The sequence below is a fragment of the Empedobacter sp. GD03865 genome, from assembly GCF_029840775.1.
GTDB lineage: Bacteria > Bacteroidota > Bacteroidia > Flavobacteriales > Weeksellaceae > Empedobacter > Empedobacter falsenii_B.
In genome coordinates, this window is sequence record NZ_JAOCDF010000004.1 from 19,189 (window position 1) to 45,843 (window position 26,655).

Here is a 26,655-nt window from a genome sequence, read left to right on the forward strand (position 1 = left end):
AACTTTTTTTAATTCATATAATTTCAAAGATTTAAAATATTTCCTAAAATATATTTAGTCTATTAAATTAATAGAGTTTATATTTGTCGCAAATTTTGTGTCAAATGTTAAAAAAGATTGCGAGCAATACATTATTTCGATTGCTTTTGGGTGTGATTGCCGGTTTGGTTTTAGGAAATTATCTGAACGAAAATACAATTCAAATTGTTTTATCCTTAAAATATTTTACAGGACAATTAATCTTCTTTTTGGTTCCGTTAATTATAATCGGTTTTATTGTTTCTTCAATTACGAAATTAAGCGAAGGTTCAGCTAAAATCGTAGGTTTTTCATTGTTAATTGCCTATTTATCTTCGATAGGAGCGGGGTTGTTTTCGATGATTGCGGGTTATCAAATCATTCCAAATTTATCCATTCCAACTTCGGTGGATTCGTTGCGAGAAGTTCCAAAAATTTTATTTCAATTAGATATTCCGCCAATTTTTTCGGTGATGACAGCGTTGGTTATTTCGTTGATGCTAGGAATGGGAATTTTGATTACAAAAGCGAAGGAATTAGAAAATATTTTTGATCAATTTAAAGACATTGTAATTCTTTTGGTAAATAAAGTTTTGATTCCAATTTTACCTTTTTTCATTGCTGCAAATTTTGCAATTTTGAGTTATGAAGGTTCTATTGAAAAACAATTACCAGTTTTCTTGAAAGTAATTTTAATCGTTATTATTGGTCATTTTATTTGGATGACATTAATGTATACAATCGCAGGGTTTTATCATAAAACAAATCCATTCAAACTACTAAAACATTATCCTCCTGTCTATTTAACGGCTGTTGGAACAATGTCTTCTGCTGCATCTTTGGGTATTGCTGTGAAAGCAGTTGACGATAGTAAAGTAATCAAACCAACGATTGCTAATTTTACGATTCCATTTTTCTCGAATACACATTTATGTGGTTCGGTTTTGACAGAAGTTTTCTTTGTGATGACGGTTTCGCAAGTATTGTATGGTCATATTCCTGATTTAGGAACAATGGTAACTTTTGTTTTGCTTTTAGGCGTTTTTGCAGTTGGTGCACCAGGAGTTCCAGGTGGAACAGTTGTCGCTTCGTTAGGATTAATTTCAAATGTTTTAGGGTTTGATGAAGCTGGAGTAGCTTTGATCTTGACTATTTTCGCATTGCAGGATAGTTTTGGAACGGCGTGTAATATTACAACTGATGGCGCATTGAGCATGATTGTAGATAAATATGCTGAAGAGAAATAATTTTAACTCAACTATGAAAATATAAAAAAATCACTTCGTCTCGAAGTGATTTTTTTTGCTTTATTTTCTTCTTCCTCGATGAGGATTCTTTGGTTTCGTATCTTTTTTGGGTTTAAAACCTGTATTATTTTTCTTGAAATTATTATTGTTACTATTTGCGTCAGGTAATTTATAAAACTCTTTTGGTGTTTTAATCACCGTCACATAATTACCAATCAATTTCTCAATATTTGCCAAATCACCTCTTTCGTCAGCAGCACATAAAGAAATTGCTTTTCCTTCGCGTCCCGCACGACCAGTACGTCCGATTCGGTGTACATATGTTTCAGGAACATTCGGTAATTCGTAATTGATCACATAAGGTAATTGATCAATATCGATTCCACGAGCAGCAATATCAGTGGCAATTAATACTTTTAATTTTTCTTCTTTGAAATCATTTAAAGCACGTTGTCTTGCATTTTGAGATTTATCACCATGAATTGCCGCAGCAGGGATTCCTGCTTTTTCCAAGTGGCTTACCAAACGATTTGCGCCGTGTTTTGTACGTGTAAAAATCAAGGTACGATCTTCTGGATGCTCGTTTAAAATGCTAACCAAAAGTTTTACTTTCATGTCTTTGTCTACATGATAAACAAATTGCTCAACTGTTTCGGCAGTCGAAGAAACAGGTGCCACGCTGACTTCTTTTGGACGACGAAGAACTGAATGAGAAAATTTTCGAATGTTTTTTGGCATCGTTGCCGAGAAGAAAAGTGATTGTCTTTCTTTTGGAATGATTTCTAAAATCTTTTTGATTTCATGAACAAATCCCATATCCAACATACGATCGGCTTCATCTAAAACAAAAATCTCTATTTGATTAATTTTTAAATGTCCTTGTCCAATCAAATCCAACAAACGACCAGGCGTTGCAATTAAAATATCAACACCATTTTTGATGGCTCCAATTTGTGGATTTTGATTAACACCTCCAAAAATCGCTAAATGTTTTAATGGTAAATTTTTACCATATAATTTAAAACTTTCGTTGATTTGAATGGCTAATTCACGTGTTGGCGTTAAAATTAATGTTCTAATTTTTCTTCCTTTACTCGGAGAATTTGTTAAGTTTTGTAGAATAGGAATTGCGAAAGATGCTGTTTTTCCTGTTCCTGTTTGTGCACAACCAATAATATCATTTCCTTCTAAAACTAAAGGAATAGATTGCTCTTGAATTTCGGTTGGTTCTGTATATCCAGCCTCATCAATTGCTTTTAAAATTGGTTCAATTATATTTAATTCTGAAAAATTCATTGATTAAAATCGTGTAAGTTTTTATATAGAAATAGATAAGCACTTCCGTAGAAGTGCTTTATAATTAAAAATAAATCTATTCCATTTCTTTTGCGTTGCGATCAATTTTTTCCTCAGGTTCTGTTGCATGAACAGAGTTTGCCGAATAATTTCTCCAACGTTCTAAAATATCTATCATATCAGCAGGCATCGGGGATTCGAAATACATACGTTCTCCTGTTGTAGGATGATCAAATCCTAATGTGCGTGCGTGTAAAGCTTGGCGAGGACAAGCAGCGAAACAATTGTCAACAAACTGTTTGTATTTGTTGAATGTTGTTCCTTTCAAAATGCGATCTCCACCATAACGAGCATCATTGAATAATGGATGACCCAAATGTTTGAAATGCGCACGAATTTGATGTGTACGACCAGTTTCTAATTTACATTCGACCAATGTAACATAAGAAAAATTCTCCATTACTTTATAATGTGTCACAGCATGTTTACCTTGATCTCCATCAGGAAAAACTGCCATTTGCATACGATCTTTTAAGTGTCGACCAATATGTCCTGTAATTGTTCCTTCTTGTTCTGCCAAAACTCCCCAAACCAAAGCATTGTATAAACGGTCTGTTGTGTGAGCTGCAAATTGTTCTGCTAAACTTGTCATCGCAACTTCTGTCTTCGCAATAACCAAAAGTCCGCTTGTGTCTTTATCGATACGGTGTACCAAACCAGGACGTTCCATCTGATCTGACATTGATGGTAAATTATCAAAATGAAACTTTAAGGCATTTACCAAAGTTCCTGTATAATTTCCATGTCCAGGGTGTACAACCATTCCAGGTTCTTTATCAATTACGACAACTTGATCATCTTCGTAAATAATTTTGATCGGAATATCTTCTGCTATAACTTCATTCTCACGTGGAGGAGTTTCTAACATAATCTGAATAAAATCTCCAGGCTTTACTTTGTAATTCGATTTTACAGATTCATTGTTCACTAAAATGTTTCCGTTATCAGCTGCTTGTTGAATTTTATTTCTTGTCGCGTTCTCAATTCTAACCATTAAGAACTTGTCTATACGCAATAACGATTGACCTTTGTCAACCGTTATTGAAAAATGCTCGTATAATTTATTGTCGTTTTCCTCTTGTAAGAAATCTTCTAAATCTTCTGTCATTTATTCTCTTTCTATTCTATAATAATCTCTTCTGGAGCTTTAGGCGCTTCTGTAGGCTTTGGCTGTTCTGTTGTCGGATTATTTTGTTGTTGCTGTTGTTGCATATCTTTGATCTGCTGTTCAGCTTTTTGTGTTATAATATCTCTATATTGAGAACCGCTAATTGTATCTTCGCCAAAGTTTTTGTACTGAACATCCAATTCTTTTAACTGCGTTCTAATTTTATCGCGAGGTTCTGTTGATAACCAAATATCAATTGGTTGACCTTGATCGTAAGTATCCGTAGCAAATGGGAATTGATAAACAACTCTTGCGTTGATTGTGTCATGAGAAGCTCCAATAAATTTGATTTGACCAATCTCGAAGAAATTATCTTTGATTGATTTTTTAGCTTCTGTCAATGTTAAATTAACCAAATTAGGCATTCTAACACCAGATAACATTCCGCGTCCTAATACCAAATCAACTGTCGCAAAACGAGGTAATTGTTCTCCTGCTTTTACAATTTTTCCGTTGTATAATATTTTAAGAACTGCATCTTTTGCTAAATCTGGTTCGTAAATTATTTTTCCAATTTTAAGACCAGAAATTTCTAATTGTGTAAAGGCTAAACGTTTTGATTTTCCAACTAAATCTGGTAATTCAACTGGACGATATGTTTTCGGATTTGACTTAATAAAGATACGACGACCTTCTTTTACACGCGATTCTGCTGCAGGATAAAAATCCATAATAGCAAAAGGTTTCGTATTTGGATCAAAACGAGAACTATCTACTTCATATGTCAAACCAAGTTCTTCTAACTTAGCTGTAGCATCAGTAATATTCATTTTAGATAAATCCGGAACTTCAACAAATTCATTGTGATTTGTATACGAATCTAACCAAATGTTAAAAATAAAATGGTAAAGCCCAAATGATAGCGCTATTACAATAGCTACATTCAGCAAAACTTGAATGATTGATTTTACTCCTTTCATTGAAATGATAAATTGTCGCACAAATATAGTTTAAAAATAATATTTATGATTGATGTCAAAGTTCTATATTTGAATAAATTTTAAATTAAACATGTTAAGAGTAGCAGTTGTAGCAGGTGGATATACGGATGAAAGCGTGATTTCGTTGAAAAGTTGCGAGTTAATTTACTCAAGTCTAAATCCAGAAAAGTACGACAGAACAAGGGTTCGAATCTTAAAAGAAGGTTGGTTTGCCGAAATTGAAGGCGAAAAATATCCAATCAATAAAGGTGATTTTTCATTTGAAAAAAATGGAGAAAAAATTACGTTTGATGTCGTTTTTAATACAATTCATGGTACGCCAGGCGAAGATGGTTATTTGCAAGCGTATTTTGAAATGATTGGTTTACCATACAATGGATGCCCTTTTTATCAATCTGCCTTAACATTTAATAAAAAAGATTGTATCGCAGTATTGAGTAAATATGGAATTCCACACGCGAAATCAATTTATCTTAATCAAGGAGATCAATATTCTGCAAAAGAAATTATCGATCAAGTTGGTTTACCTTGTTTTGTGAAACCAAATCGTTCAGGATCAAGTTTAGGAATTTCAAAAGTTCATAAAGAAGATGAATTTGAAGCTGCAATGCAAAAAGCTTTTCTTGAAGATAAAGAAGTTTTGATTGAATCTTTCTTAGATGGAACAGAGGTTTCGGTCGGAGTTTTAAATTACAAAGGAGAAACAATGGTGTTGGGAATTACGGAAATTGTTTCGCACACAGAATTTTTTGATTATGATGCAAAATATAACGGTTTATCTGACGAAATTACTCCAGCTCGTTTAACGCCAGAAGTTGAAGCAAGAGTAAGAGAAATTGCTGCTAAAGCATATAAATGTATTAATATGTCTGGATTTTCTCGTTCAGAATATATTATTGTAAATGGAGAACCGCATTTTATTGAAATGAATACGTTACCAGGTTTTTCTCCTGCAAGTATTTTTCCTCAGCAAGCTGCTCATTCAGGAATTGCATTAGAGGATTTGATGGATAGTGAAATAGAATTTGCTTTAAATAGACCTTCAGCATGGATAGAATAGCCGTTTTTCCTGGATCTTTTGATCCAATTACTTTAGGGCATTTAGATATTATAGAGCGTGCAGTTCCTTTATTTGACAAGATTATTGTTGCTATTGGAACAAATTCATCGAAGAATTATATGTTTTCTTTGGAGCAAAGAATTAAGTTTATTGAAGATTCGGTTGCGAAATTCGAAAATGTAGAAGTAATGGCTTACAAAGGTCTGACTGTAGATTTTTGTGATAAAGTAAATGCACAATTTATTTTACGTGGACTTCGTAATCCAGCCGATTTCGAATTTGAGAAAGCGATTGCGCACACAAACCGAGCAATTACAAATCATAATATCGAAACAATCTTTTTATTAACATCTTCTGGTAAAGCTTACATCAGTTCAAGTATTGTTCGTGATGTCATGCGAAACGGAGGGAAATATGAGATATTAGTTCCAGATGTTGTGAGGATTTAGAATAACGTTATATTATATATATAAAACGAGAACATTTATATAATGCTCTCGTTTTTATTTTCTATAAATCTAAACTTAATTGATCTGGTAATAACTTAAATGTCATCCTATGATAAGGAGTAGCTCCAAATTCTTTTATAGCTAAACGATGAGCTTTTGTCGGGTAACCTTTGTTTTTTTTCCAATCGTACATTGGAAATTCTTCATGGATTTTTTCCATATATTCATCCCGATACGTTTTTGCTAAAATAGATGCTGCCGCAATATTCATATATTTTGAATCACCTTTTATAATACATTCGTGTGGGACATCATGGTATTTATTAAAACGATTTCCATCAACAACAATCAAATCTTTCGGACAATCTAATTGATCAATAGCTCGATGCATAGCCAAAAAACTAGCGTTTAAGATATTTATTTCGTCAATTTCATTTGGCCAAACAATTCCAATTGCCCAATATTTAGCATTTTCTTCTATAAATGTTCTCAACGAATTTCTTTTCTTTTCAGATAATTGTTTTGAATCATTAATAATATCATTTTCAAAATCTCTTCCTAAAATAACTGCTGCTGCTACAACAGGACCACTTAAACATCCTCTTCCTGCTTCATCGCAACCTATTTCATATTCGTGATTTGATAAAACTTTGTACAATTTTTTATATTTTTAACAAAGTTATCAAAATTTAGCATAAAAATTTTTGTAAATGTTAGAGAAATCTTAAGTTTATGAAAGTTTTAAAAATGTTTTAACAGATGAGGAGAAATTTAAAAAACTTGTTTGTATTAGGAGGACTTCTTTTAGGAGCTTCTTTATATGCACAAGAAAAGACAGTTACAGGAACTGTAACAGATCCAGATGGTTTTCCAGTTGCTGATGCTGTAGTGAAGACAACTTCAGGAAAGGAAGCTTATACTGACGAAAATGGAATGTTTAGTATTGAGGCTAAGCAAGGAGATTTAGTAACAGTGGAAGCGATGGGGTTACCAACTCAGAGTTTCGCAGTTGGTGCAGGAACAGATTACAAAGTTTCTTTAAAACCTTCTGAAACAGTAGAATTAGAAGGAGCGGTTGTAACCGCATTAGGTATTACACGTGATAAAAGATCTTTAGGATATGCTTCTCAAGAAGTGAAAGGTGATGTTATTCAAGCAGGTAGAGGTAGTAATGCTTTACAATCATTATCTGGTAATGTTGCTGGAGCACAAATTACTGCACCTTCATCTTTAGGAGGTTCTACACGTATTACGTTAAGAGGTATTGGATCTATTACAGGAGAAAATAGACCTTTAATAGTTATTGATGGTATTCCATTAGCTAATAATAATGTTAATGATACAAATACTCAGCGTGGTGGCGGAGGTCGTGATTATGGTGATGGAGCGTTTGATATTAACCCAGATGATGTAGAGTCTATAAACGTTTTAAAAGGAGGACCTGCATCAGCTTTATACGGTTCTCGTGCTGTGAATGGGGTAATTATGATCAAAACAAAATCTGGTAAAAAAGGTAGAGAAGAAATTACTGTAAATACAGGTGTTGCTTTTGAGTCTATTAACCAAATTCCAAAATTACAAAGTTTATATGGAGGTGGAGGTTCAAGTGAATTTGAAACAGTTAACATAGGAGGTAAAGATTATCAAGTTGTAGATTATGCTACAGATGAATCTTGGGGACCAAGATTTAACAATCAAGAAGTTTTACAATGGTATGCTTTTGATCCTGAATTTGCTAGCGATTACATGAAAACAACGCCTTGGCAAGCTGCTAAAAATGATGTAAAGTCATTTTTTAATACAGGAGTCGCATATACGAATAGTGTATCGTTTACAAAATCTTATGAGGCTACTAATTTAAGAGTTTCGTTATCTAATGTTAACCAAACAGGTATCGTTCCAAATTCTAGTTTAAAGAAAACGACAGCAAGTATTAACTTATCAAATAAATTTAGTGATGTATTTACTGTAACAACTAATTTAACTTATACTAGAACTGACGGTTTCAATAGACCAGAGGTTGGATATGGAGATAACTCAGTAGCTCAAAAAATGTTCCAATGGGGGCAAAGACAATTGGATTATAATCAACTTAAAGATTATAAATTAGCGAATGGTAACCAACGTTCTTGGAATAGAACTTCTTGGGATGATGGTACACCAGCTTATTCTGATAATCCATACTGGGTAGTGAATGAAAATACATCAAAAGATAAAAGAGATCGTTTCTACGGAAATGTGGAATTTAAATATGATATAGCTCCAGGATTATATGCAATTGCAAATGTAATGGGAGACACATATGATATGCAAATTTCTGAACGTGTAGCTGTAGGTTCTCAAGCAATGTCTAAATACTCTGAAGCTTATTATAAATTTACAGAGATGAACTACGAAGGACGCTTACATTTTGATAAAAAATGGGGGGATTTTTCATTAAATGCATTTGCAGGGGTGAACAGAAGACACAAAACACAAAGTAGATTATCATCTTCTACAAATGGTGGATTAGTTGTTCCTAATTATTATTTTATTGGAAATAGTTTAGATAATCCAACAACATCGAGTTTTAGAGAAACTTCAGAAGTGAACTCTATATATGGTATGATCTCTTTGGGATATAAGAATATGTTATTCTTAGAGGCAACGGGCCGTAATGACTGGTTTTCTTCATTACCTATAATAAATAATAGTTATTTTTATCCATCTGTCACAGGGAGTTTTGTATTCTCTGAAGTATTTAAACCAAGTTGGTTAAATTTTGGTAAAGTAAGAGCAGGTGTTTCGCAAGTTTCATCTGATTTAACTCCATATCAAACAGGGGATGTATTAGGTTCAAGTATAAACTTTAATGGAACGCCTACATTTATTCAGTCAAATACTAAGATGAATCCGTTATTAAAACCTGAGATTAAAGATACATGGGAAGTTGGTTTAGAAGCATCTATGTTTAATAATCGTTTCGGTTTTGATGTGACTTATTACAACGAAAAACGTACAGATTTATTAGTGCCGGTTCAACATTCATGGTCAACAGGATATGGATACAAATGGTTAAATGCTGGAGAAATGACTAACGAAGGTGTAGAAGCATTAGTAAATATCGTTCCATTAAGAAATCAAGATTTTGAGTGGAGAGTAACTTGGAACTTTGCGAAGAACAACAATAAAGTAGGTAAAGTTTCTGATGAAATGGATTCATACAACTTAACTAATGCTCCATTTAGTGTTCAACTTTGGGCTTTATCTGGTCAACAGTATGGACAGTTAAGAGGTACAGACTTTGTTTATGATGATCAAGGTAATAAAGTAGTAGATGCAAATGGATTCTATGAAAAATCTGAAGTTAAGAATTTAGGATCAATTATTCCTGATTATAACATGGGTATTAGAAATACATTTACATACAAAGGTGTTGCTTTATCAGCTTTAATTGACATTCAAAAAGGAGGTAATTTCTTCTCTACTTCTCATATGTGGGGTATGTACTCTGGAATGTTAGAAGAAACCGCGGCTAATGGAGTTCGTGAGAATGGAGTTGTTGCAGATGGTGTAATGTGGGATGAAGGAACAAAATCATATGTTAAAAACACAACTGAAGTTTCTGCTTACGATTATTATAAAGCATATTATAATGGTGTAGATAGCCAAAATGTTTTTGATGCAGACTACATCAAATTACGTGAAGTAACTTTATCGTATACTTTCCCTAAAAAATGGGCAGGGCCTTTTGCTAACGTTACTGTATCTGCATTTGGTAGAAACTTAGCTACATGGGGATTAGATAAAAAAGGATTTGATCCTGAAATGGCTTCTTATGGTTCTGGAAATATACAAGGTATTGAAGGAGGGTCTTTACCATCTACAAGAACTTATGGTATGAATCTTAAGTTACAATTCTAAAAATTAAATTATTATGAGAATCAATAAAACAATTATATTATCAGCATTACTAGGAAGTGCTTTATTATCTTCTTGCGATAATGGATTTGAAGAAATGAATATTAGTCCTAATGCACCCGAAAATGCGCCTACATATACAATCTTTCCTATTGCTACAAAAATATTTGTAGATGAGATGAGAGATGGATGGGTGTCTGGACGTATGTTATTGCCTTGGGTACAATATTCAGCACAGAGAAACTATACAGAAGAGGATAAATACGCTTATCGTACGACAACAGGAGATCAAGCATGGAACGCAAGTTATCGATCTTTATCTAACTTAAAAAAGGTAATAAGTATTTGTACAGATCCTGTTTTAGGACCACAACAAGCTGCTTACGGAGATGTTGATACACAGATTGCTGTAGCACGTATTATGATGGCTTACGAATTCTTGGATTTGACAAATTATTTCGGTGATGTACCTTATTGGTCATTAAGTGGAGCTAAAAATCCTGATTTTCAAGCTTTACAGATTGATACATATGCTCAGCCTAAATATGTTAAGCAAGAAGAAATCTTCAAAAACTTATTACAAGAATTAAAAGAAGCTGAAGCGCAATTGGATATTACTGAAAAGAATGTATTTACAAGTCCTGAAAATAAAATTGGAGATCAAATTTATTTCGGAGATGCATCTAAATGGAAAAAATTCGCAAACTCATTACGTTTAAGAATTGCTAACCAAATTAAAGATGTATATCCTGACGCAAAAGCAGAAATAACTGATGCAATTGCAAAAGGAGTATTTACATCTAATGATGACAATGCATTACAACACTATGGTACTTCTGCTGTAGAAGGATCTCCATTTTGGTATGAATTTTTTGTAAGAAATAGAAATGACTTTTATGTTAATAATCAATTAATAAGATTATTAAAAGGTCAATCAGGAACTTATGGAATAGACCCGCGTTTACAAAAATTTGCTGCACCATTAGGAACTTCTAAAGCAAATGCAGGAGCTGGTAATTATGTTGAAACTGATGATATTACTAAGTATCAAGGTATTCCTTATGGTTTACCATCAGATCGTTTAGCATCTAATAATCAAGTTTCGAAAATTTCTCCATTTTCTAAAACTATTTTCTCTGCTGATTATTCAGAGGTATTGATGGAATATTCTGAAGTTGAATTCTTATTATCAGAAGCAAATGGATGGAATCAAACAAACTATGTAAATGGTGTAAAAGCTTCTATGGAAAAATGGGGTGTTGATCAAGCTAAAATTGATGCTTATGTAGCTAAGTTACCTGCTGCTAGTAAAGAGCATGTAATTACGCAAAAGTATATTGCTTTATATATGCAACCTCAAACTGCTTGGGTAGAGTATAGACGTACTGGATATCCTAATGGATCAATTTTATTATTGCCTGGTCAAACAGGTTATGAAATAGATGGAACTCCTTATGTATTCACGCCTTTAGTTGCTGGAATGACAGATCTTCCTTCTAGAATTGCTTATCCTCTAGGTGAACAAACACTTAATTCAGCTAACTGGAATGCTGCAGTTTCAGCTTATGGAGGTAAAGATCCTATTAATGGAAAGTTATGGTGGATGACACGATAAGATTATTTTTTAAAAAAAGTAAATAAAAAAAATGGAAACCATTGGTTTCCATTTTTTTTATTTTAAAAAAAAGATTGTAACTTAGTATAAATATGATTTATGAAACTTAAAAGAAATTTATTTTGGTTGTTTGTAATATGTTTTATTAATAATCTACAAGCTCAACAACCACTCGTTTTATCAGATGGAGTCGATAGAGTTTTAACTGAAAAGATGTCTTATCAAATGAGTAATATTCAAAATGAAATTGCTTTAAGAAATAAAGGTGAAGTCATAGAACAATACGAAGGAAGCCAATATTTTAATCCAAATTTTGAAGACATAGAGATTAAAGGGTTTAATCTTGACTTTTCTAAATTGAGATATAATGCTTATTCAGATGAGATGGAATTTGAAAAAGAAGGTAAAATTTTTAATTTAACCAAAGTTCCTGAGTTGATGATTTATTTTCCGTTAACTCAATATCAATTTCTTAAATATCCTACTAAAAATGGTAAAATTGAAGGTTATTTAGAAGTTTTGGTATATGATAAAGATAAATTTTCTTTGTATAAAAGAAATAAAAAGATAATAACTCATGGAGAATTTAAAAATAATGCCAATAAAGCAAATACAAAATTTTCATTAGTAAATGATAGTGATTTATATTTGATTAGATATAAAGAAGATAAGTTTTATGAGTTTCCTACAAATGAAAAACAATTAAATAAAATTCAAAATAGTCCTGAATTAGTAGATTTTGTAAATAAGAATAATTTGAATCTAAGTTTAGAGAAAGATAAAATTAAACTTGTTGATTTTATGAACAAGCTTTAAGATGAATATTAAACAAAATAGCAAGCCAATTGGCTTGCTATTTTGTTTAATATATTGATAATTCTTAATTCGAATAATTAGGAGCTTCTTTTGTAATCACAACATCATGTGGGTGAGATTCGTGTAAACCAGCACCTGTGATACGTACAAATTTTCCGTTTTCAATTAAATCTTGAATTGTTGGAGTTCCGCAGTATCCCATTCCAGCACGTAATCCACCACATAATTGATAAACAACTTCTGCAATAGAACCTTTGTGAGGAACACGACCTTCGATTCCTTCTGGAACTAATTTTTTCGCATCAGCTTGGAAATAACGATCTTTAGAACCACGTTTCATTGCAGCTAAAGAACCCATTCCTTGATATGCTTTGAATTTACGACCTTGGAAAATAATTTCTTCTCCTGGCGCTTCATCTGTTCCAGCAAATAAACTTCCTAACATCACCAAGTTTGCACCAGCAGCAACTGCTTTTACAATATCACCTGATAATTTGATTCCACCATCTCCAATAATCGAAACGTTTCTTGTTTTAGCATAAGAATGTACATCATGAATAGCAGAAAGCTGAGGTACACCAACACCAGCTACAACACGAGTTGTACAGATAGACCCTGGTCCAACACCAACTTTTAAAGCATTTGCTCCAGCATCAATCAAAGCTTTTGCAGCTTCTGCAGTTACAATATTTCCTCCAACAATATCTAATTCTGGGAAAGCATTTCTAACTTCAGCAACTTTACTAATAACTCCAGCTGAATGTCCGTGAGCAGAATCTAACGCTACGATATCAACACCTTTGTTTACTAAAGCTTGAACGCGTTCTAATGTATCTGCACCAACTCCAACACCTGCACCAACACGTAAGCGACCTTTTGTATCTTTACATGCGTTAGGGAATTCTGTTAAGTTGTCAATATCTTTAATTGTGATTAATCCAATTAATTTATTGTTTTCATCAACGATTGGTAATTTTTCGATACGGTAACGAGAAAGAATTTCTTTTGCTTTCTTAAGGTCAGTATCAATATCAGAAGTCACAATATTTTCTTTTGTCATTACGTCTTCTACCAATTGATCGAAGTTTTCTTGGTAACGAATATCACGATTTGTAATAATCCCAACCAATGTTCTATCCTCTTCAACAACTGGTAAACCAGAGATTTTATATTTCTCCATTAAGTTTACTGCGTCTTGCAATTTGTGATGACGAGATAAAGTAATTGGATCAGAAATCATTCCGTTTTCCGAACGTTTTACCATATCAATTTCATTCGCTTGTTCTTCGATCGACATATTTTTGTGAACGAAAGATAAACCTCCTTCACGCGCTAATGCAATCGCTAATCTTGCTTCGGATACAGTATCCATTGCAGCAGAAACTATCGGAATGTTAAGGGTTATATTGTCTGTGAATCTTGTTTGTAGAGATACTTGGTTCGGTAATATCTCTGAGTAGGCAGGCACTAATAACACATCGTCAAAAGTGAAGCCCGTTTGTAGAATTTTGTCTGTTAAAGGCATTGCTTTTTGCATTGCAAATTTAGATGAAAAAAGTTTAGAATCAAAACTATTTGAGAAAATGTATCTTAATTTTGAAGGATTTGATGTTTTGTTAATATGTAAATGAATCGATTAGAAAATTTAAAATTAATTTTAAAAATATTCGATAAATCTATATTGTTTAGATGAGATTCTAATCAGAATTTAATCATTTCAATCCTAAGCTATATCAATTTTTTATCTTATTTTCGCAAGATAGTTTATTAAAACAAAATGGATATAAATTTCAAAAAGTGGAACAACATCTTGGGTGTTGCGATGTTCTTGATAGCGACAATATTGTATTTGGCGTCGATGGAACGTTACCTGAGTTTGTGGGATTGTGGTGAGTACATTGTGTCATCAGCAAAATTAGGAGTTACGCATGCACCAGGAGCAGCTTTGTTCCAAATAATGGGAGCAGTTTGGTCTGGTTTAGCTTTTGGTGACGGAAGCAAATATGCCATATTAATCAACAGTACATCTGCCTTATATAGCGCAGGAACAATTATGTTTTTGTTTTGGACAATTACATATTTTGCTCGAAAAATGTTTGCAAAAACACAAGATCCTATGAATGTTGATGCGATTGAACTAAATGCTTCTCAAAAAATTATAACATTAGGAAGTGGATTAGTTGGAGCTGCAATTTTTATGTTTAGTGACACATTCTGGTTTTCTGCGGTAGAAGGAGAAGTTTATGCAATGGCATCTTTCTTCACAGCGTTATTATTTTGGCTGATTACAAGATGGGATCAAGTCGCTGATACACCTAGAGGAAACAAATGGTTGGTAATTATTTCGTTGGTGATTGGTTTATCGGTTGGTGTTCACTTAATGGCAATGTTAGCAATTCCAGCAGTTTGTTTTGTATACTATGCTCGAAAATATAGATTTACAATCAAAAGTTTTTTAATCGCAAATGTTATTACATTGATTATTTTAGCTTTTGTATTCAAAATAATTTTTCCAGTTGTAATGACTTTCTTTGGTAGAACAGAGATTTTTGTAGTCAATAATTTGGGAATGCCTTTCAATTCTGGGACAATTATCGCCGCTATTATTTTAATCGCAGTCTTCTATTTTGCGATTAAATTAACTCAGAAATATGGTTCAGCATTATTGAATACAATTTCGTGGTGTGTGATTTTTATGTTGATTGGTTTCTCATGTTGGTTAGTTATTCCGATTCGTGCAAACGCAAATCCTCACATGAATTTGAATGATCCTGATACAGCTTTGGGTGTTTTAGATTATTTTAATCGTGAACAATATGGTTCTTGGCCTGTGATGTACGGACCAGTTTTTACGGCTCATATTGCAAGTGACGGAATTAAGCGTGATACTAATGGAGCGCCAGAAAGTACAGTTCGTAGTTCTGAATATATCAAGGATAAACGTACAGGAAAATATTTGAAAGTTTCGGATCGTTTAGATTATACATATGAAGATAAATATGTGAAGTTTTTCCCTAAAATGTTCAGTCCAGACCCAGGTGTGATGGAGAATTATGCGGCAGTTTATGCTTTTCCAAAATTCTCTTTGAATGCACAATATGCGGGTGATAAAGAAGCGCAACAAATGTACGCGCAATTGGTTGAGAAACGTCAAAACAGACAATTAAAAGTTGCAGAACTTAAGAAATATGGTGAGATTTTAGATATCGAACCACCTACATTTGGTGAACAATTTAATTACTTTATTGATTACCAAATCAACTATATGTTTATTCGTTACTTTATGTGGAATTTCTCTGGTCGTCAAAATGATTTAGAAGGTAATTTTGAGATTACAAAAGGTAATTGGATTTCAGGAATTCCATTTATTGATAATCCACGTTTAGGAGATCAATCAAAATTACCAGATGAATATAGAAATGATGGAACAAATGTATATTTCATGTTACCATTATTCTTAGGTTTAATCGGGTTATTTACACAATTAAACAGAAATTTTGTTAACTGGTGGTCATTGTTGTCATTGTTTATTTTAACAAGTGTCGGAATCATCTTTTACACATCTGTAAAACCTTTCGAGCCTCGTGAACGTGATTATGCATTGGTAAGTTGTTTCTATGCATTTGCGATTTGGGCAGGATTGGGTGTACAAGGAGTTTATTTATTACTTCAGAAATTGATGAAGCAAGAATTGAAACCATCTTTAGCAATTGGAACGACAGTTATTTTAGCTGGTATTCCAATTTTAATGGGAGCTCAAAACTGGGATGATCACGATCGTTCAGAGCGTTCTGTAGCTTATTCTTTAGCTTACAATTATCTGAATCCGCTCGATAAAAACGCTATTCTTTTTGTCTATGGAGACAATGATACTTATCCACTTTGGGGATTACAAGAAACCGAAAATTTCCGTGATGATGTAAAAATTGCGAATTTAACGTTGGCTGCTTCTCCATGGAATTTAGAACAATTGTTACGTAGAACGTACAATGCAGCGCCTCTTCCAAGTGATTTGAAACCGAAAGATTATCAATCTGGAACTAACGATCAAATTTTTGTTGTTGGAGGTTCTATTAAAAATATTTTTGATCAATTGAATAGTTTCATCAAACCAGGATCTAATCAAACATTAGAAACGTTAAGTCAAATGCCAATTGAACAAGTTGCTCAATATTTATCTGATCCTGAAATTGATCCAAATCAAGTGATGTCAGTTTATAAAAGTTTAAAACCTTTACAAAAATATTTAACGACAGACAGTATGACCGCTAAAGAAGCGATGGATTTTATTTTAAATAATAAATCTCCAGAAAAACAAGCTTTAGCAGATTATTTTGGTTATTCAATTGGACAAGCAAATTATTTACCTGTTTCTAAAATTGTAGTTCCAGTAAATAAAGCAAATGCGCTAAAATACGGAATTGTAAGTGCAAAAGATGCGGATAAAATGGTTGATTCAATCACAATTAATATCAAAGCGTCAAGTTTGTTCAAAAACAATTTACTATTGTTGTCAATGATGGCGAAATACAATTGGGATCGTCCTATTTACTTTAGTGGAGGAGGAATTTCTGATCCAGAAAATACATTCTATATGAATGATTATTTATTGAATGCTGGAATGAGTTATAAATTAGTTCCAATTTATACACCTTTTGGTAAAGGAGGAATTATTGGAGCTTCTGATAATGATATGTTATTAAGAACATTTAATTCATATAAATGGTCTGGATATAATAATCCTGATGCTTCATTTAGTTTGACAGAACGTAACTACACATCTTCTTATAGAAATACTGCGGTACGTTTAGCAGATGATTTATTGAATGCAGGACGCAAAAAAGAAGCAATTGCAGTTTTAGATAAAGTAATGTTAGAAATTCCTGCTTTAGCGAAATACGATATTGGTTATGGAGTGAGTAGAATTGCTGGAATTTATTTGAAAGCTGGTGAGGATAAAAAAGCACAAGAATTGTTTGCGCATGTTCGTAAAGAAGCTAATGCAAAAATTGCTTTTTTCGAGTCGTTACCTTCAGGAAAAGGATATTCAATTGGTTCAGATTTAGCAGCAGCTAAAAATGATTTGATGATGTCAATCTACAACGAAGCTTCTGCATTAGGAGAAAGAGGTGATAAAGACAAAGCATTGAAAGTTTTTGAATCTGCTTATAATCCTGTTTTAAAGAAATTCGAAACCTTATATAAAGAAGTAGTGGCAGATGGAAAAGTTGACGCAGCTGATCAAGCAAAAATCATGAATCAGTTTAATTATTTAGACGAAATGATTGGTGTAGCTGCAGAAATTGATACCAATTATGCGAAACAACAACAGAATATTTTATACAAAATGGTCGGACAATAAGTCAAATCAATAAACACAGAAAAGCTCCAAAAATTATTTTGGAGCTTTTTTTGTGAAATAAAGTTCTGAATATTAGGTTATTGTTAATTTTAGTATTTTTTATCATTATTTGGTTTTTAACTTTGGCACATAAATTGAAATTATGCAAATAAGTTTAACAAAATTGTAAATATTTTAAAACATTATAAAAATGAAAAAAGTATTATTAACAGCTACTTTCGCAGTAGCAGGTATGGTTGGAGTTTCAGCGCAAACAACAGGAGTAGAAGGTACAGTTCACGTAGGTATTCCAGTAGGAGAGACAGCAGATGTATCTTCATTTAATATCGGAGTAGATTTAGCTTATTTACATCCTATTGCAAATAACTTTAAATTAGGTGCTAAAGTAGGTTATGATCATTTTATTGGAAAAGAGTATAAAATTAATAATGTAGTTGTAGCTGAAAAAGATGATGTTGGATTTATTCCATTAGCAGCAACAGCTAAATACGAGTTTGGAAATAATTTATTTGTAGGTGCTGATTTAGGTTATGCTTTCGCTACAACTGACGGTTATGAAGGAGGTTTATTTTGGCAGCCTAAAATTGGCTATTCTGCTTCAACATGGGATTTATATGCAGGGTATAAAGGAATTTCTGCTGGTCCAGAAAATAATAACACTGTAGATTGGAAATATAATGCAGTATCTGTTGGTTTTGCTTATAAATTCTAATAGAAAATAACGTATAATTTATAAAAGCTATATCGAAAGATGTAGCTTTTTTTTATTAATATGCTTTTATGAATGTTAAAATTAAATGATTAATATATTTAATATGAGTTAATTAATATTTGTAGTACTCTTTTTTAACATTATTTGGCACAAGACTTGAAATTATGCATACATCATAATTAGAACTATAAAATTTAAAAGATGAAAAAAATATTTTTTATTGCTGCTGCAATGTTAGGAGTTGTAAGTTTGAGCGCACAAGAAAAAACAACATCGTCACAATTTGGTATAAAATCGAGTGTTAATATGTCTTCTTTTAATGGAGATGATGTAAAGGACAATGATTATAAAGTTGGTTTTAGTGCAGGTGTTTATGGACATTTTCCAATTACTGATCAATTTGCTGTTCAACCAGAGGTAAATTTTACAAGAATGGGAGGAAAGTACAAAGATGAAGTAATGGAAGTAGGAAATACAACTGTAAAAAGTAAAAACAAAACGACTTTAGATTATATTCAAGTTCCAGTAATGCTTCAATTTTATCCTGCTGGAAGTCGCTTTAATATAGAGGCTGGACCTCAATTTGGATACAATGTATATGCGAGTAATAAAACGCAAGTTAGTACTTATGTAAACAACACGGTGTACAATACGGAAGAAAAAACTGACATTAAAGATAATGTAAAAGATTTTGATTTCGGTGTTAACTTTGGTTTGGGATATAATGTAACAGACAATATCAATGTTGGAGCGAGATATTATATGGGATTAACTAAAATAGGAGATAATAAAAACAATAACAATGTAGAAGTTGGAGATGTAAAAAATCATTCGTTTTCTATAGGAGTTGGATATTCGTTCTAATCGAGAATATTTAAGTATAAATAAAAAGGATTCTGAGTTTTTCAGAATCCTTTTTTATGTTTTTATAAAATTTAGCATTAATCTTTCAACGCAATTTTTTTAATTGATTGTGTCAAAATTATTTTATTAATGATGAATAAAATGATCACGATGATTAATCCAAAACCGATCACTTCCCAAACGTGAGAACTTTCTGTTGCCATAAATTTCCCGACTTTTTCTTTGATGATATCTAAAACAAAATAAACTAACGGAATAGAAATAATATAACTGAATAACATAAAAATAATCGAAAATTTAAGATACGGACGAGCCAATTGATTGATGTTATATCCAATCAAAAATAAATCTTTCATTTTGTGTTTATTCTTTTCAATCATCAATTGAAAATTGATAATCATCAACCAAATCGCTGCAAAAACAATGATTAAGCCAATAAATAAAACCAACGAAAAAGCTAATTTCAGATAATACGTCAATTCATTATTTTTCAATTCATCTTTGTTGATATCATAATTTTGTTGCTCAAAATAAGTCGAAGCATTTTCATCTCCTTGAGATTTCGTTTCAACAACAATTCGTGAAGGTTCTGTATTTTTTTGAGGTGCATAAGTTTGATTTGCCCATTCCAAAAAGTTTTCAGGAACTAAAATCGTATTAATTTTTGTTGTAAAATCGACAATTCTTGCTTGATATACTTTCTGATTTTCTCCTTTTCCTAAAATCAATTGAAAAGGAATTTTAGTAAATAATCCTTCCGAAACTTGTGGTAAACCTTGACTTGTTGCAAAACCGAAATTGTACAAATTCAAATAACTTTTCGGAATAATAATCGGAATAAAATCTTGTCCTTCTTGCCATTTCCAATCTGACTCTTTTACATCAATGAAATCTTCTGGAACAGATTCGAAAAATAAATCAGTCGAAAAACCACGAATTCCAGCAACTCCACCAACTTGTAATTTCACAGGAAATTGACTGCTTTTGAATGTTCCGACTTTTGCTACAAAATTTTGCGATTTCAAATCATTAATTTCATCTTCACTAAAACTTGGTTTTTCACCAGTCAACGTTTGTAAAGACGATATTTTTTTGTTTAAGACCACATAATTTGCTTTCCAAACTGAACTATCTTCTCCAAAATTTTTGGCATAATCCAAATAAATTGTTCCAGCCAAAATCAAGATGAAAAATCCGATAATAGAGAAAAAACAAAAGGTTGTAATTCGCAAGAAACTTAGGTTTTTACGAACCAATTTTTCAATTAAATTTTTAGAGTTGAATGACATTTGCAAGGCGTTTATCGTGAATTTCGTGTAAGCTTGTAAAGATGATTCCAGCGTTATTTTTTGCAGCTTCTTTGGTAACTAAATCAATCAGAAGTTGTTGATTTATTTCATCTAAATGACTAAAAGGTTCGTCCAAAAGTAGAAAATCAAATGGTTGACAAAGTGCGCGAATCACAGCAATTCGTTGACGTTGACCATAAGAAAGATGAATCGCTTTTTGATGTAAATGACTTTTTAAACCAACTTTTTCAATCCATTCAATAATTTGATTTTCGGATTGATGTTGTGTTAATACATTTTTTAATTGGATATTTTCCATCAAAGTTAATTCTTCAAACAAATGCAAACCTTGAAAAACATACGCAATTTTTTCGCGTCTAATTTTTGTCCAATCATTCAAAGAATAATTCTTAATATTTTGTCCATCAAACAAAACTTCTCCGTCATAATCTTTTCTATCACCGTACAAAATATTAATCAACGTCGATTTTCCAACACCAGAATGTGCAACGATTTGATAAATATTTCCGCTTGAAAAAGTGTATGTATTTTTCCAAATTTCAGATTGTTCGAACCCAAATTCTTTCAAAGGATGCGGAACAAGTTGACTGATTTTAATTTCCATTTTGTTGTGCAGCTTGATTGAAAAATAGTGAATAAGCTTGGTCCAAAAGTAAGAAAATCACTTCCAAACTATTTTTATCCGTCTTTTTCATATGTATTTTTCCTGTTTTTGTGTATTCATTCGAAACGCGGTAATCGATGTGATCAAAATAAGATAAAACCGTTTGCATTTCTTTCGTGTTTCCGAACGGAATTTGTTGATAAATATAATTTTGAACTTCTTTTGGATATTGATCAAAATTTAGATTCACGTAACCAAACATTGGATTTGAAGCGTTTGTAGCGTATCCTGTTGTGACAAAATTTGAAGAACTTACCATTTTGTTCAAATATTGATTCATAATCGATTGATTATTTGTGATGTACATCAAATTGTTTTTGTATGTCATATAAATCTTCATATTTGTCGAAATTGGTAACATGTAATAAGGTCCAATTTTCTGAATATTTTCTTGATGAGATTTAATAAATTCGTTGAAGAAAAGATCGTTTTTCATTTTTCCTCCCAAAACAAATTGAGGATAAACAACTTGCTTGATAAAAGCTTCTTTCTTCCCAAAAAAGTCATTTGGATTAAATGCTTTTCCGATCTCAAAATCATATACACTAAACAAAGCTTCGCCTTCAAAACTTTGTTCTAATTTGTTCAAATCAATTTCATATTGTTCTAAAAAAGTAGTCAAGAAATTCTGATTTTCGAACACATAACGCGTGTTGGCAGGATAAATTCCAAGTCCAATGTTCATGTAACTTTGCGCAGGAAAATACTTGAAAAAATCAGTATTGATTTTTGATTTCCACATCGGATGTTTTTGTAATTTAACTTTTGTAATCGCATCTGGATGAAATTTCTGTGTAAAACTAATTCCGTCCGAAGTAAATGAAATAAAATTGACCCAAGAACTTTTTGTGAAATCAAGGTTTTTCTTTTCAGAACTTTCATGTTTCGAGAAGTTTTTCAAGAAATTTCCAGTGTACCAAATGTTGATATCCTGCGAGTTTTTAACAAAATCTCCAAAGCTGTTATTTTCTTTCGCAAGCGAATGTTTGTCGTTGATAATTTTCGCGAAATAATCTTGAATCGCTTTTTCTCCAACTCCAAATTCAGAAACAATCAATAAAAATTGAGATTTGTTCCAAGCTATAAACGGTTTATTGAATCCAGAAATTGTTGTAAAACCATCTTTCTTTTCAAACGAAATATCTTTTTTGTATAAACCTTTGTAAATGGTTGATAAATGTTTTTCAAATTGATCTTTGTCACGCATATTTGTAATCAACGCAACCATATTTTTTTCATTAATTTTTTGTCCAAAAATGTAAATAGGGCTGATAATATCTATGCCTGCTGAAGTCGGATTGTTTTTGATATCATTTAATAATTGATCAAAAGTTGGATCTTGATTTTTAAGTTCGCCTTCGGCTAATTGATAAATTTTATATTGTTCTAATTTCTGAAAATTACCTTTTTCTGCAATTGATTTTGGATTTATCAACGCAACAAAATCTACATCTGTAGGAATCAAAACCGTATAATCTTCGTTTTTGGAACAACTTGCAAAAAGCAAAATTAGAAATAGAATTGAGTAATATTTGAAGCCTTTTTTCATCGAAAAAATATCTTTAAAAATTGTTGTTAATTATTTGTTTAATCCTGAATTAAATCTGAAATCATCTGATTTTTATTCAAGAATTGTTAAATCTATAATATTGGTATAAATTTAAGCAATTATTAATATGATTTTCGTTTCTATAACAATAAAAATATGTAAAAATTTCTTATATTCGCACTCCTTGATTTAGAAGAAATAAGAAAGAATTCGATGGCAAAAAAGTTTAGAGAATATAAGCACTTAGACTTGGTACAAGTCTCAAAAGAAACGTTAGAAGAATGGAAACAAAATAATGTTTTCGAAAAAAGTATTTCTACGCGTGATGGAAATCCATCTTTTGTGTTCTATGAAGGTCCTCCTTCTGCAAACGGAAAGCCAGGGATTCACCACGTTTTAGCACGTTCTATCAAAGATATATTTTGTCGTTACCAAACTTTGAAAGGAAAACAAGTTTTCCGTAAAGCGGGTTGGGATACGCACGGTTTACCAGTAGAGTTGGGAACTGAGAAAGAATTAGGAATTACCAAAGAAGATATTGGAACTGAAATTTCAATTGAAGAATATAACGAAGCTTGTAAACGTACAGTAATGCGTTACACTGATTTGTGGAATGATTTGACTGAAAAAATGGGTTATTGGGTAGATATGGAAGATCCATATATCACGTATAAACCAAAATATATGGAGTCTGTTTGGTGGTTGTTGAAACAAATTTATAACAAAGATTTATTGTACAAAGGTTATACAATTCAACCATATTCTCCGAAAGCTGGTACAGGTTTATCTTCGCACGAGTTAAATCAACCAGGAACTTATCAAGATGTTACGGATACAACGATTGTTGCTCAATTTAAAGTAAAGAAAGATTCTACAGATTTATTCAATAATTTTGATGGAGATGTGTATTTCTTAGCTTGGACAACAACACCTTGGACGTTGCCATCAAATACAGCGTTAACAGTTGGTCCAAATATCGATTATGTTGTAGTTGAAACATTCAATCAATATACATTCGAACCAATTCGCGTAATTTTAGGAAAACCATTGGTTTCTAAACAATTCGGTAAACCATATTTCTTAGCAGAAACAGAAGAAGATTTCAAAGTTTATGCGGCAGGAAATAAGACAATTCCATACAGAATTGTAGGAGAATACAAAGGTGCTGATTTAGTTGGAACTCGTTATGAACAATTATTACCTTGGGTGTTGCCTTACGAAAATGCAGAGAATGCTTTCCAAGTAATTCCTGGAGATTTCGTAACAACAGAAGATGGTACAGGTATCGTACATACTGCGCCTACTTTTGGTGCGGATGATGCGCGTGTTGCAAAAGATGCTGGCGTTCCTCCAATGTTGGTATTAGATACGCATGGAAATGCTGTTCCTTTGGTCGATTTACAAGGTCGTTTTGTGACTGATTTACCAGAAGGTTACGGAGGTAAATATGTGAAAAATGAATATTACGATGATGGAACTGCTCCTGAAAAATCGGTTGATGTCGAAATCGCGATTTTATTGAAAGAGCAAAACAAAGCCTTCAAAGTAGAGAAATATAAACACAGTTATCCACATTGTTGGAGAACAGACAAACCGATTTTATATTATCCATTAGATTCTTGGTTTATCAAGGTAACGGATGTAAAAGATCGTATGGTTGAATTGAACAAAGAAATCAATTGGAAACCTAAAGCGACTGGAGAAGGACGTTTCGGAAACTGGTTAGAAAATGCGAATGATTGGAACTTATCTCGTTCTCGTTATTGGGGAATTCCATTACCAATTTGGAGAACTGAAGAAGGAGATGAAGTAACTGTAATTGGTTCTGTTGAAGAATTAGTTGCTGAAATTGAAAAATCTGTTGCGGTAGGTGTAATGACTTCTAATCCTTTCCAAAATTTCGAAGTTGGAAATATGACAGAAGAAAACTATGATTTAATCGACTTACACAAAAATGTAGTAGATGAAATTACATTAGTTTCTGCATCAGGAAAACCAATGAAACGCGAAGCGGATTTGATTGACGTTTGGTTTGATTCTGGAGCAATGCCTTATGCGCAAGTTCACTATCCATTCGAAAATAAAGAATTGATTGATAATGGAACAATGTATCCAGCTGATTTTATTGCAGAAGGTGTCGATCAAACACGTGGATGGTTCTATACATTGCATGCAATTGGAACATTAGTTTTTGATTCGAAAGCATATAAAAATGTAATGTCAAACGGATTGGTATTAGACAAAAATGGTCAAAAAATGTCAAAACGTTTGGGGAATGCTGTCGATCCATTCGATACATTGGCAACTTATGGTCCTGATGCAACACGTTGGTACATGATTGCAAATGCGCAACCTTGGGAAAACTTAAAATTTGATATTGCTGGAGTTGACGAAGTTCGTCGTAAATTCTTCGGAACATTATATAATACCTATTCATTCTTCGCATTATACGCGAATGTAGACGGATTTACATTTGAAGAAGAAGAAATTCCTGTAAATGAAAGAGCTGAATTAGATCAATGGATTATTTCTGAATTGAATACATTAACGAAAAAAGTTGATGCATTTTTAACAGATTATGAACCAACAAAAGCAGCTCGTGCAATTCAAGAATTTGTGATAGATAATTTATCAAACTGGCACGTTCGTCTATCAAGAAGACGTTTCTGGAGAGGTGATTATTCGAAAGATAAAATTGCAGCTTACCAAACATTGTACAAAGTTTTAGAAACGGTTTCAATTTTAGGTTCGCCAATCGCACCATTCTTCATGGATCGTTTGTACAAAGATTTGAACGCAGCTACAGGTAAAAATACAGCAGAATCTGTTCATTTAGCTGATTTCCCAGTTGTAGAGGAATCTTTAATTAAAGCAGAATTAGAAGAACAAACGCATTTAGCACAAACGGCGACAAGTATGATTTTATCACTTCGTAAATTGAGTGATAACAAAGTACGTCAACCATTACAAAAAGTAATGATTCCTGTATTGAATGATACGATGAAAGCTAATTTGGAAGCTGTATCAGAATTATTGAAACAAGAAGTTAACGTTAAAGAAATTCAACTTTTAACAAACGAAGAAGCATCAAGTCTTTTAGTGAAATCTATTAAACCTAATTTCAAGACTTTAGGTCCGAAATATGGAAAAGAAATGAAGGCTATTTCGGCTGCTACAGCAGAATTGACGAATGAAGAAATTGTTAAATTAGAGCAATCAGGTAAAATAGATTTGTTAATTGACAACAAAACATTAACTTTAGATTTAGAAGATTTTGAAATCGCTACAAAAGACATCCCAGGATGGACTGTAGCTTCTAATTCTACATTGACAGTAGCACTTGATTTACAATTGACTGAAGAGTTAATTAATGAAGGTGTTGCACGTGAATTGGTAAATAGAATTCAGAATCTACGTAAAGAAACCGGACTAGAAGTAACCGACAAAATTATACTTAACTTAAAAAATGATGAATCAATCGTAAATGCAGTCGAGCAAAACAAAGATTACATTTGTTCTGAGACATTAGCCGAAGATCTTGTTTTACAGGATCAAGTTGCAAATGGGGCAGAGGTTGAAATTAATGGATTGATGACGCAAATTGCGATTACAAAACTGTAAGCG

The 26,655-nt window shown here is 32.3% G+C and carries 18 protein-coding genes; 10 read left to right on the forward strand and 8 right to left on the reverse strand.

What is annotated here, in order from left to right; all coding sequences use genetic code 11:
- The first annotated feature begins 104 nt into the window (after nucleotides 1–104).
- The gene (locus N5D46_RS02475; RefSeq protein ID WP_280049097.1) at nucleotides 105–1,265 is read left to right on the forward strand and encodes a dicarboxylate/amino acid:cation symporter; all 1,161 of its coding nucleotides are present in this window, start codon (nucleotides 105–107) and stop codon (nucleotides 1,263–1,265) included.
- A gap of 60 nt (nucleotides 1,266–1,325) precedes the next feature.
- Here the strand turns inward: N5D46_RS02475 and N5D46_RS02480 are convergent, their stop codons facing one another.
- The 3 genes from N5D46_RS02480 to N5D46_RS02490 form a co-directional block, all read right to left on the reverse strand.
- Nucleotides 1,326–2,561, reverse strand: a complete 1,236-nt coding sequence (locus N5D46_RS02480) for a DEAD/DEAH box helicase (protein ID WP_280049098.1) — start codon at nucleotides 2,559–2,561, stop codon at nucleotides 1,326–1,328.
- Between the two features lie 76 nt (nucleotides 2,562–2,637).
- Nucleotides 2,638–3,729: an RluA family pseudouridine synthase gene (locus tag N5D46_RS02485; RefSeq protein WP_280049099.1), complete on the reverse strand. Its 1,092-nt coding sequence runs from the start codon at nucleotides 3,727–3,729 to the stop codon at nucleotides 2,638–2,640.
- A gap of 11 nt (nucleotides 3,730–3,740) precedes the next feature.
- Nucleotides 3,741–4,709, reverse strand: a complete 969-nt coding sequence (locus N5D46_RS02490; protein ID WP_280049100.1) for a PASTA domain-containing protein — start codon at nucleotides 4,707–4,709, stop codon at nucleotides 3,741–3,743.
- A gap of 91 nt (nucleotides 4,710–4,800) precedes the next feature.
- Between N5D46_RS02490 and N5D46_RS02495 the strand changes: the two genes are divergently transcribed.
- Entirely contained in the window at nucleotides 4,801–5,790 is a 990-nt protein-coding gene (locus N5D46_RS02495) for a D-alanine--D-alanine ligase (RefSeq protein ID WP_280049101.1), read from the forward strand.
- The gene (coaD, locus tag N5D46_RS02500; protein WP_280049102.1) at nucleotides 5,778–6,239 is read left to right on the forward strand and encodes a pantetheine-phosphate adenylyltransferase; all 462 of its coding nucleotides are present in this window, start codon (nucleotides 5,778–5,780) and stop codon (nucleotides 6,237–6,239) included. The genes N5D46_RS02495 and coaD overlap by 13 nt, the downstream gene beginning before the upstream one ends.
- Nucleotides 6,240–6,300: 61 nt before the next feature.
- Here the strand turns inward: coaD and N5D46_RS02505 are convergent, their stop codons facing one another.
- A complete protein-coding gene (locus tag N5D46_RS02505) occupies nucleotides 6,301–6,897 on the reverse strand; it encodes a ribonuclease HII (RefSeq protein ID WP_038331892.1) in 597 nt (198 codons plus the stop codon).
- A gap of 101 nt (nucleotides 6,898–6,998) precedes the next feature.
- Here N5D46_RS02505 and N5D46_RS02510 point away from each other — a divergent pair, with 101 nt between their 5' ends.
- The 3 genes from N5D46_RS02510 (at nucleotide 6,999) to N5D46_RS02520 (ending at nucleotide 12,570) form a co-directional block, all read left to right on the forward strand.
- Nucleotides 6,999–10,142: a SusC/RagA family TonB-linked outer membrane protein gene (locus N5D46_RS02510; protein ID WP_280049103.1), complete on the forward strand. Its 3,144-nt coding sequence runs from the start codon at nucleotides 6,999–7,001 to the stop codon at nucleotides 10,140–10,142.
- A gap of 13 nt (nucleotides 10,143–10,155) precedes the next feature.
- Nucleotides 10,156–11,754 carry a SusD/RagB family nutrient-binding outer membrane lipoprotein gene (locus N5D46_RS02515; RefSeq protein WP_280049104.1) on the forward strand — a complete coding sequence of 533 codons (1,599 nt, stop codon included), beginning with the start codon at nucleotides 10,156–10,158 and terminating at the stop codon, nucleotides 11,752–11,754.
- A 99-nt stretch (nucleotides 11,755–11,853) separates the two neighbouring features.
- A complete protein-coding gene (locus N5D46_RS02520; RefSeq protein WP_038331897.1) occupies nucleotides 11,854–12,570 on the forward strand; it encodes a hypothetical protein in 717 nt (238 codons plus the stop codon).
- A gap of 64 nt (nucleotides 12,571–12,634) precedes the next feature.
- Here the strand turns inward: N5D46_RS02520 and guaB are convergent, their stop codons facing one another.
- A complete protein-coding gene (guaB, locus tag N5D46_RS02525) occupies nucleotides 12,635–14,095 on the reverse strand; it encodes an IMP dehydrogenase (protein WP_115002117.1) in 1,461 nt (486 codons plus the stop codon).
- A 252-nt stretch (nucleotides 14,096–14,347) separates the two neighbouring features.
- Between guaB and N5D46_RS02530 the strand changes: the two genes are divergently transcribed.
- The 3 genes from N5D46_RS02530 to N5D46_RS02540 all read left to right on the forward strand — a co-directional run bounded on the left by N5D46_RS02530 (nucleotide 14,348) and on the right by N5D46_RS02540 (nucleotide 19,508).
- On the forward strand, nucleotides 14,348–17,932 hold the full coding sequence (locus tag N5D46_RS02530) for a DUF2723 domain-containing protein (protein ID WP_280049106.1): 3,585 nt from the start codon (nucleotides 14,348–14,350) through the stop codon (nucleotides 17,930–17,932).
- A 190-nt stretch (nucleotides 17,933–18,122) separates the two neighbouring features.
- Nucleotides 18,123–18,644 (forward strand): hypothetical protein, encoded by a 522-nt coding sequence (locus N5D46_RS02535; RefSeq protein WP_280049107.1) that lies wholly within the window; start codon nucleotides 18,123–18,125, stop codon nucleotides 18,642–18,644.
- A 201-nt stretch (nucleotides 18,645–18,845) separates the two neighbouring features.
- Nucleotides 18,846–19,508 (forward strand): porin family protein, encoded by a 663-nt coding sequence (locus N5D46_RS02540; protein WP_280049108.1) that lies wholly within the window; start codon nucleotides 18,846–18,848, stop codon nucleotides 19,506–19,508.
- Between the two features lie 77 nt (nucleotides 19,509–19,585).
- On the opposite strand, the gene N5D46_RS02545 is transcribed toward N5D46_RS02540, so the two are convergent.
- From N5D46_RS02545 to N5D46_RS02555, 3 genes are read right to left on the reverse strand one after another with little or no spacing between them, the layout of a single operon-like run.
- A complete protein-coding gene (locus N5D46_RS02545) occupies nucleotides 19,586–20,797 on the reverse strand; it encodes an ABC transporter permease (RefSeq protein WP_280049109.1) in 1,212 nt (403 codons plus the stop codon).
- Entirely contained in the window at nucleotides 20,781–21,422 is a 642-nt protein-coding gene (locus N5D46_RS02550; RefSeq protein WP_125348666.1) for an ATP-binding cassette domain-containing protein, read from the reverse strand. The genes N5D46_RS02545 and N5D46_RS02550 overlap by 17 nt, the downstream gene beginning before the upstream one ends.
- The gene (locus N5D46_RS02555; RefSeq protein ID WP_280035987.1) at nucleotides 21,412–23,031 is read right to left on the reverse strand and encodes a DUF4836 family protein; all 1,620 of its coding nucleotides are present in this window, start codon (nucleotides 23,029–23,031) and stop codon (nucleotides 21,412–21,414) included. The genes N5D46_RS02550 and N5D46_RS02555 overlap by 11 nt, the downstream gene beginning before the upstream one ends.
- 213 nt (nucleotides 23,032–23,244) lie before the next feature.
- Here N5D46_RS02555 and ileS point away from each other — a divergent pair, with 213 nt between their 5' ends.
- Nucleotides 23,245–26,652 (forward strand): isoleucine--tRNA ligase, encoded by a 3,408-nt coding sequence (gene ileS / locus N5D46_RS02560; RefSeq protein WP_280049110.1) that lies wholly within the window; start codon nucleotides 23,245–23,247, stop codon nucleotides 26,650–26,652.
- Nucleotides 26,653–26,655 lie beyond the last annotated feature (3 nt).